The organism is Hathewaya limosa, assembly GCF_030815255.1.
Classification (GTDB): domain Bacteria; phylum Bacillota; class Clostridia; order Clostridiales; family Clostridiaceae; genus Hathewaya; species Hathewaya limosa.
On sequence record NZ_JAUSWN010000030.1, the window covers coordinates 21,228 to 28,579 of the forward strand.

Genomic DNA, 7,352 nt, shown 5'->3' on the forward strand with positions numbered 1-7,352 from the left:
AATACTTAATAAACTTTTCAACTATTTTTTATTATAAATTATACTTTATTTTACTATATTTTTATATCCAGTATATGTGGCATAAAAATATCCTCCATAAACTATACATAGCAAACATACAGTTATTATTGAAGTTACACCTATATTAGGACTACCATATAAACCCAAAAACTGGGTAACTTGATGTATTCCCACTAATGAGTGAACTAAAGCTAAACCAAGTGGTATCATAAAATATATTAATGTTTGAATAAAAATTGTTCTGTTAATCATCTTCTTACTAGCACCTATTTTTTTAAGAGCATTATATCTTTCTACACTATCACTAGCTTCAGTTAATTGCTGTAATGCAAGTACCGCCGCACTAGCTATTAAAAAGATAATACCAAGATATATTACAATATATAATATTAAAGTAGTACTTCCTTTGCTCTCCGCATATAATTGTTGCCTTGTATATGCTGTTACATCAAAATCATGCTTTGTTTCTCTAACTTTTATAAATGTATTCCTTATTCTTTTTTCAGATGTTTCTTTATTATCACCTACATAGTTTATATTTATATTTGAACTTTCGCTTTCTTTTCCATCTAATAATTTATCCTCTACTATAATTGTAAAAAAATTATTAGATATTCCTGTATTTGAGAAACTTTCCATTATAGCTTCTCTATTTTTTATATTATAGATTTTATTTTCTATATTTATTGTATGTGTATTTTGTAAAATTTTTTTAACATTGGCTTTTAGTGGTTGAAAATTTGATGCTATTAAGACTTCATTATCCTTTAATATTACAGGCTGCTTTCCTTTTAATTCTTGTATTTTATTATAATCAGATATTTTAATGGCATCTATACCATGCCAAGCCATCATTGAAATAGATTTTTTAGTATCTTGATCTGCATATTTTAACATTAATTTTTCTATATCATATTTAATTTTATAATCTTTATAAGAAACATATCTTTCAGATTGATTAAGTTTTAATCCCATCTTTTTAATTATCTCTTCTGGTTCTTGCCCCCCATAAATTTTTATTCCTGCATCAAAAGGTGTAGTATTTTTTAATCCTTGTTCCAATGCATTTTTTAAACTCAATCCCGTAGATAATGTACAAATTGTTAAAAACAACATAAGACATATTGCTGTCATTGATATAAAATTAGTATTTATTTTGCTACTTATTTGTCTTGTAATAAAGATATTTAAATTCTTTAAATATATACTCTTATTCTTTTGTATAATATTAAAAATAGTTCCTGCAAATCCGAAGAAAAATAAAAATGTTCCTAAACATCCTAATATAATTGATATAAAAAATCTATTATCCGTAGGATTTAATCCACTTTTATTAATTAGGTAATATGCTGATACTAAAGTTGCTATTCCAATAATAAATACTATACTAGAAATCACGGTATTTCTAAGTTTTAATTTTTCATTCTTCTTAGATGCATTTAACATATCTATTAACTTATATTTTGAAATATTAATTGTATTAAATATCATTACTAATAAAAACATTATTCCAAAATATAAAGTTGTCTTTCCTATAGCTTTTATAGATATTAAAAATTTATATTCATTCATTGCAACTTCGAATAACTTAGCTGTAAAAACTGAAAGACCTTGTGCCAAAATTATACCTAATGCTAAACCTACAATTAATGATATAATTCCTATTAAGAATGTTTCTAAAAATAGTATTTTAGCTATTTTATTTTTTCCCATTCCTAACACCATATATGTTCCTAGTTCTTTCTTCCGTTTTTTTATTAAAAAGTTATTTGCATATATAATTAACCCACCTAGTATTACAGAGACAAAAACTGATACATATGATATAAGTTTCTCCATAAGTTCTATATACTTAGCCTGACTTTTACTCATATCTAACATAGCTTGTTGAGTTCCTATAGAATTAAAACTATAAAATATACAAACTGCAAAAGTAAGAGTTAAAAAATATATTGTATAATCTTTAAAACTCTTTTTTACATTATTCAGTGCTATTTTAAAATACATCTCCAGCATCACCTCCAAGAAGAGCTACCACTTCCATAATTCTATTGAAAAACTCTTTTCTTGAATCATTTCCTCTTATTAATTCATTGAAAATCTTTCCATCTTTTATAAACAAAATTCTGTGTGCATAACTTGCTGTAAAAGCATCATGAGTTACCATTAGTATTGTAGCTTCTAATTCTGAATTCAATTTTTCAAAGGATTCTAAAAGTAATCTTGCACTCTTTGAATCTAGTGCTCCTGTTGGTTCATCTGCTAATATTAATGATGGATTTCCGATAATTGCCCTTGCTGAAGCTATTCTTTGTTTTTGTCCACCTGACATTTGATATGGATATTTATTTAAAACTTGTGTTATCTCAAGGTTAGACGCGACCTTTTTTATTAACTTATCTATTTCTTTAGGACTTTTTCCTTGAATAGTTAATGCCAATGCTATATTTTCATAAGCTGTTAAAGTATCTAATAAATTAAAATCTTGAAAGATAAACCCCAATTCTTCCCTTCTAAACTTTTCTAAACCTTTTGATTTTAATTTTGTAATATCTTTATCATTTATAACTATATTACCTGTTGTAATTTTATCTATAGTTGAAATACAATTAAGTAATGTTGATTTTCCACTTCCTGAAGGTCCCATTATTCCAACAAACTCGCCTTTATTAACAGTAAAACTAATATTATCAATTGCCTTTGTTATATTATCTTTATTTCCGTAATATTTTTCTATTTTTTCAACTCTTAATATATTCTCCATGATTTGTCCTCCTTTATTAATCTTACAATACATATTGTATCTTTAATTTTACTAAATACATATTTATTTATCTTTCAGTTACATTACATTTTTGTAAGATAAGAAAAGAGCCACAAAAATATGTGACTCCTTTATATAACATGTTAAATATTCTTCTAAAACACTGTAAACTTTCCCATTGGAAATATTATATTAACCTTTGTACCTATATCTTCTTTTGATATAATACTTAACCCTAACCCTAATCTTTCACACAGCTTTTTACATAGATAAAGTCCTATTCCTGTTGATTTTCCAAATTTTCTTCCATTTTCACCTGTAAAACCTTTTTCAAAAACTCTTCCAATATCTTTATTTACTATACCAACACCATTATCTTGTATAGTCAAAATTATATTATTTTCATTTATACAGGAATAAATAGTAACTTTGGCATTGTTAACCTTAGAATATTTAATAGCATTTCCTAAAATCTGATTCAAAATAAATTCTACCCACTTAATATCACTACATACTTTACCATTTATATTTTCTATGTCTAAGGATATTTTTTTAGTTATAAAATCCCTTGAATTCTTTTTTATAACTTTTCTAACTATATCCTTTAAATCAAATTCTTTTATTATATAATCTTTACTAACATCATTACTCTTGGAATAATATAAAACTTGTTCTATATATCCTTCTATCTTTTTTATTTCGTATTCTATATTTTTAGTTATCTCATTTTCATTATTTTCTATCATAAGTCGTGCAGAAGCAATAGGTGTTTTTATTTCATGTACCCAAGTTTCTATATATTCTCTATACTCGATTTGCATATCTCTATACTTATTTACATGTTCATGCATTTCTTTATCTGTATCCTTTAGTATATCGTAAAAAATTCTTTCTTCTAATTTATTAGGTTCATCTATAACTTCAGGTAATAAATATTTTTTATCTAAATTATTTACTGTATCCTCTAGCTTATCATAATATTTCTTTTTTCTAACTAACTCAATACTTATATAACTTAAAATTGGTAAAAACCATATACAAAATACTAAAAAGACTATTCCGCTTCCTATATGTAATACCTTCATTAATATAGAAACAATAATAAATAAAGTTATATTTACTATTAAAAAAAACAATCGTTCCTTTAAATATTCTCTTATTTTCATTGCATTATATACCCTAACCCTCTTCTTGTTTCTATTATATTTTTTAATCCAATATCTTCAAGTTTCTTTCTAAGCCTTGTTACATTTACAGAAAGAGTATTATCATCAACAAATAAATCTGAATTCCATAAATAATCCATTAAGGATTCTCTAGAAACTATTTTTCCTTTATTTTTCATTAAATAAGAAAGTATTTTAAGCTCATTTTTAGTTAACTCTACATTTAAATTATTATAGGTTATACTTCCACTAGATAAATTAAGATTTAATCCCTTATATGTTAATACATCTTGAGGAATTGATTTTCCATAAGTTCTTCTTAAAATAGATGAAATACGAGCTAAAAGAATTTCTGTATTATATGGTTTTGTTATAAAATCATCTGCACCTAAGTTTATACTCATAATCTCATCCATATCACTATCTCTGCTAGTTACTATAATTATAGGAACATCTGAAATTTTTCTAATCTCTCTACATATATAATATCCATCAAAAACAGGTAGATTAATATCCAATAATATTAATCTAGGCGACTTTTCCTTAATATATTCAATTATATTACTAAATTCTTCTGGTGCTTCCGTATCATAACCATACTTTTCTAAAAAAGTTTTTAATTGGTTTCTTATATTCTCATCATCTTCTATGATAATAATTTTTCTCATATTAAATTCTCCCCGAAATATTATTTTTGATTATAAGATAACTTCTAACTATGCTTAACTTTGTATTAGTTTAATACTTTATAAAAAGATTGGCAAGTTCATAATTTATATAATCCGGAGTTACATAACAGTTGTTTCCATATTTTAACCCAGGTTCATTTCCTATTCTATTAAGCATAAAAATTATATAAAAGTTAATAGGACTTATTTTCACATCTGCTGTATATAAGGATAATATAGCATTAGAATTCGAAATTACAAAAGATAATGAAGGTATAAAATCAGAAAAAACATCAAAGTTTGTATTTATTAAAGTCTTAATGAATTTATCTGCATATTTATTATCATGTATTTTCATACTACTATCATATTTTATAATATCTTTTTGCACCTCATTTATGAAAAGCCCTATTAAAAAATCATATAATGATATTTGTAAATTAGCATTTTGCTGTAATGAGTACGTAGTAATATCCTTAGGATCATAATTTGGAGGTTCAGAAAGAGGATAATTATAAGTTAAAAATAAAAATAACCTATTATAATTTGGATAAATAAATTTTCCATCTTTTATTAATGGGCTATATCCTCCTAAAAATTTTGTACATGGAGGTAAAACAGCTCCTTCAAAGAGATTACAATTAAATTGACTTTTTGATCTACATTTTTTCTTATAGCACCTTTTTTTCACCAAATCCCTCCTAATAAATTATCGCTATAATACATTTTATAATTTTATCTCTAATTTGTTATTTTAAATATCCACGTTTTTTATCCAACTATATTGTTTTCTTACTATTTAAGTGATCGAGTAGGAGCTAAATAATTATTTTATTTAGCGTCCTCTCACACCACCGTACGTACCGTTCGGTCAATGTCATCAACTTAATATGTAAATAACTTGAAAAATAAAAAGTGTGAAAAAATAGTTGACTTCATAAAAAATACCCAATAATTATTTTGAACACATTTTTGTGTACCAATTTGATTAAAGGTGATATTAATGAAAACTAAAAGCAGGTTTAATAAAGGAATTATAGTAAGTAATACTTTAATAGGGGATTATTCATTTAAATGTACCAATAGAACTAAAGAAATACACTTTACGCGTGAGAGAAAAATGGGATTTAAGGAAACAATAATGTTTATGATAAATATGGTTAATAAATCTCTACAAGTAGAGCTAAATAATTACTTTGAAACGATTTTAAATAAAGATAATCCTAGTACAAAGCAAGCTTACTCAAAAGCTAGACAAAATATTGAAGCAAAAGCATTTATTGAGTTGAATGATAAGATAAATGAACTTGTATATAAGGATGAATTTGAATACAAATTATGGAATGGATACAGATTAAGTGCAATTGATGGAAGTGTAATACAACTACCAGATACTAAATTATTAAGAAAAGAATTTGGTTATATAGAAAATCAGAAAAATAAAGTTGCAAGAGCAAGAGCTTCTTGTATATTAGATGTATTAAACAAAATAGTTATTGAAAGTAAAATAGACATATATAAAGCATCAGAAAGAAATATGGCAAAAGAGTTAATATTGAAGATGCTTAAAAATAGAACAGAATCAGAATTAATTCTTTTTGACAGGGGTTATCCAGGAACAAAGTTTTTTTCATTCTTGAAAGAAAATAATGTTGAATTTCTTATGAGGGCAAAAGTTAATTTTTCAAAAGATATAAAAAATGCAAAACAACCAGATCAAATTATCAATATAAAAAATGGTAAAGAAGTACTAACTGTAAGAGTTGTAAGGTTTTTGCTTTCATCTGGTATTGAAGAAATCTTAATAACAAGTTTACTTGATAAAAAATATACACTTGAGGATTTAAAAGAATTATATTTTAAGAGATGGTGTGTTGAAGTAAAGTATGATGAGTTAAAGAATAGATTAGAGATTGAAAACTTTACGGGAAGAACAAAAAAAGCAATAGAACAAGATTTCTATGCATCTATTTACTTATCAAATATGATTGAATTAGCTAGACAAGAAAGTGATAAAATTATTAAAGAAAAGAATAAAGGAAAAAATCTAAAGCATGAGTATAAAACTAATTTAAATATTTTGATTGGAAGTCTGAAAGATAAATTAATAATAATGATGCTTGAAAAAGACAGGGGAAAAAGGACGAAGATGTTCAAAAATATAATGAAACAAGCCTCTCAAAATACTATTCCTATAAGACTTGGAAGGCAATATCCAAGGAAAGATAGTGTTTCGAGGTGCAAATATAAAGCTAATTGTAAACGCTCATTATAAAACAATTAAAATCAATTCAACTTTATGAAAGTGTAAATTAAATTTACTTCAAAAATGATGTAAGTTTATTTAAGTTATACCTATATAGTAGCACTTTGAAAGAAAAATATATTATTAAGTCACAATGGATAACATTAAAGAATATGTTGCACAAAGGTTTTTTACACACTTTTTTATTTACAAATATATGTATGATTTTTAATCCAACTTTATAATTGTAAACTTATGACAACTTAAGTTGATGACATTGACCGTTCGGTATACGGCGGTTCATTAAGAATTATGTATTAGCTGATATCCTTTAGATATACTTCTGTAACCAAGGTTTTCAATATATTTGTTGTTTAAGATTGTGTCAAGAACTGGGCTTTTGGATATTCTCCAATAGCCTTTTCTTGTATTTGCGTACTCCCATGCTTTATGGGTCGGAAGACCTAGTTTTATGAGGTTTCGTCCTC

6 protein-coding genes and 1 pseudogene are annotated in these 7,352 nt (G+C 25.2%); 1 reads left to right on the forward strand and 6 read right to left on the reverse strand.

All coding sequences use genetic code 11. The features are described from left to right. Positions 1 to 45: 45 nt before the first annotated feature. From QOZ93_RS12880 to QOZ93_RS12900, 5 genes are all read right to left on the reverse strand, one after another. Positions 46 to 2,028 (reverse strand): FtsX-like permease family protein, encoded by a 1,983-nt coding sequence (locus QOZ93_RS12880; protein ID WP_307357065.1) that lies wholly within the window; start codon positions 2,026 to 2,028, stop codon positions 46 to 48. Continuing rightward, entirely contained in the window at positions 2,018 to 2,785 is a 768-nt protein-coding gene (locus QOZ93_RS12885; RefSeq protein WP_307357068.1) for an ABC transporter ATP-binding protein, read from the reverse strand. The genes QOZ93_RS12880 and QOZ93_RS12885 overlap by 11 nt, the downstream gene beginning before the upstream one ends. 155 nt (positions 2,786 to 2,940) lie before the next feature. Then, complete coding sequence (locus tag QOZ93_RS12890) at positions 2,941 to 3,951, reverse strand: sensor histidine kinase (protein WP_307357073.1); 1,011 nt, start codon at positions 3,949 to 3,951, stop codon at positions 2,941 to 2,943. Continuing rightward, entirely contained in the window at positions 3,948 to 4,619 is a 672-nt protein-coding gene (locus tag QOZ93_RS12895) for a response regulator transcription factor (protein ID WP_307357076.1), read from the reverse strand. Before QOZ93_RS12895 ends, QOZ93_RS12890 begins: the two co-directional genes overlap by 4 nt. A gap of 70 nt (positions 4,620 to 4,689) precedes the next feature. Continuing rightward, complete coding sequence (locus QOZ93_RS12900) at positions 4,690 to 5,310, reverse strand: hypothetical protein (RefSeq protein ID WP_307357078.1); 621 nt, start codon at positions 5,308 to 5,310, stop codon at positions 4,690 to 4,692. A 312-nt stretch (positions 5,311 to 5,622) separates the two neighbouring features. Here QOZ93_RS12900 and QOZ93_RS12905 point away from each other — a divergent pair, with 312 nt between their 5' ends. Then, positions 5,623 to 6,894, forward strand: a complete 1,272-nt coding sequence (locus tag QOZ93_RS12905; RefSeq protein WP_307357081.1) for an IS4 family transposase — start codon at positions 5,623 to 5,625, stop codon at positions 6,892 to 6,894. 273 nt (positions 6,895 to 7,167) lie between these two features. Here QOZ93_RS12905 and QOZ93_RS12910 read toward each other — a convergent pair. Beyond that, positions 7,168 to 7,352 (reverse strand): annotated as a pseudogene (locus QOZ93_RS12910) (group II intron reverse transcriptase/maturase); the annotation flags it as partial.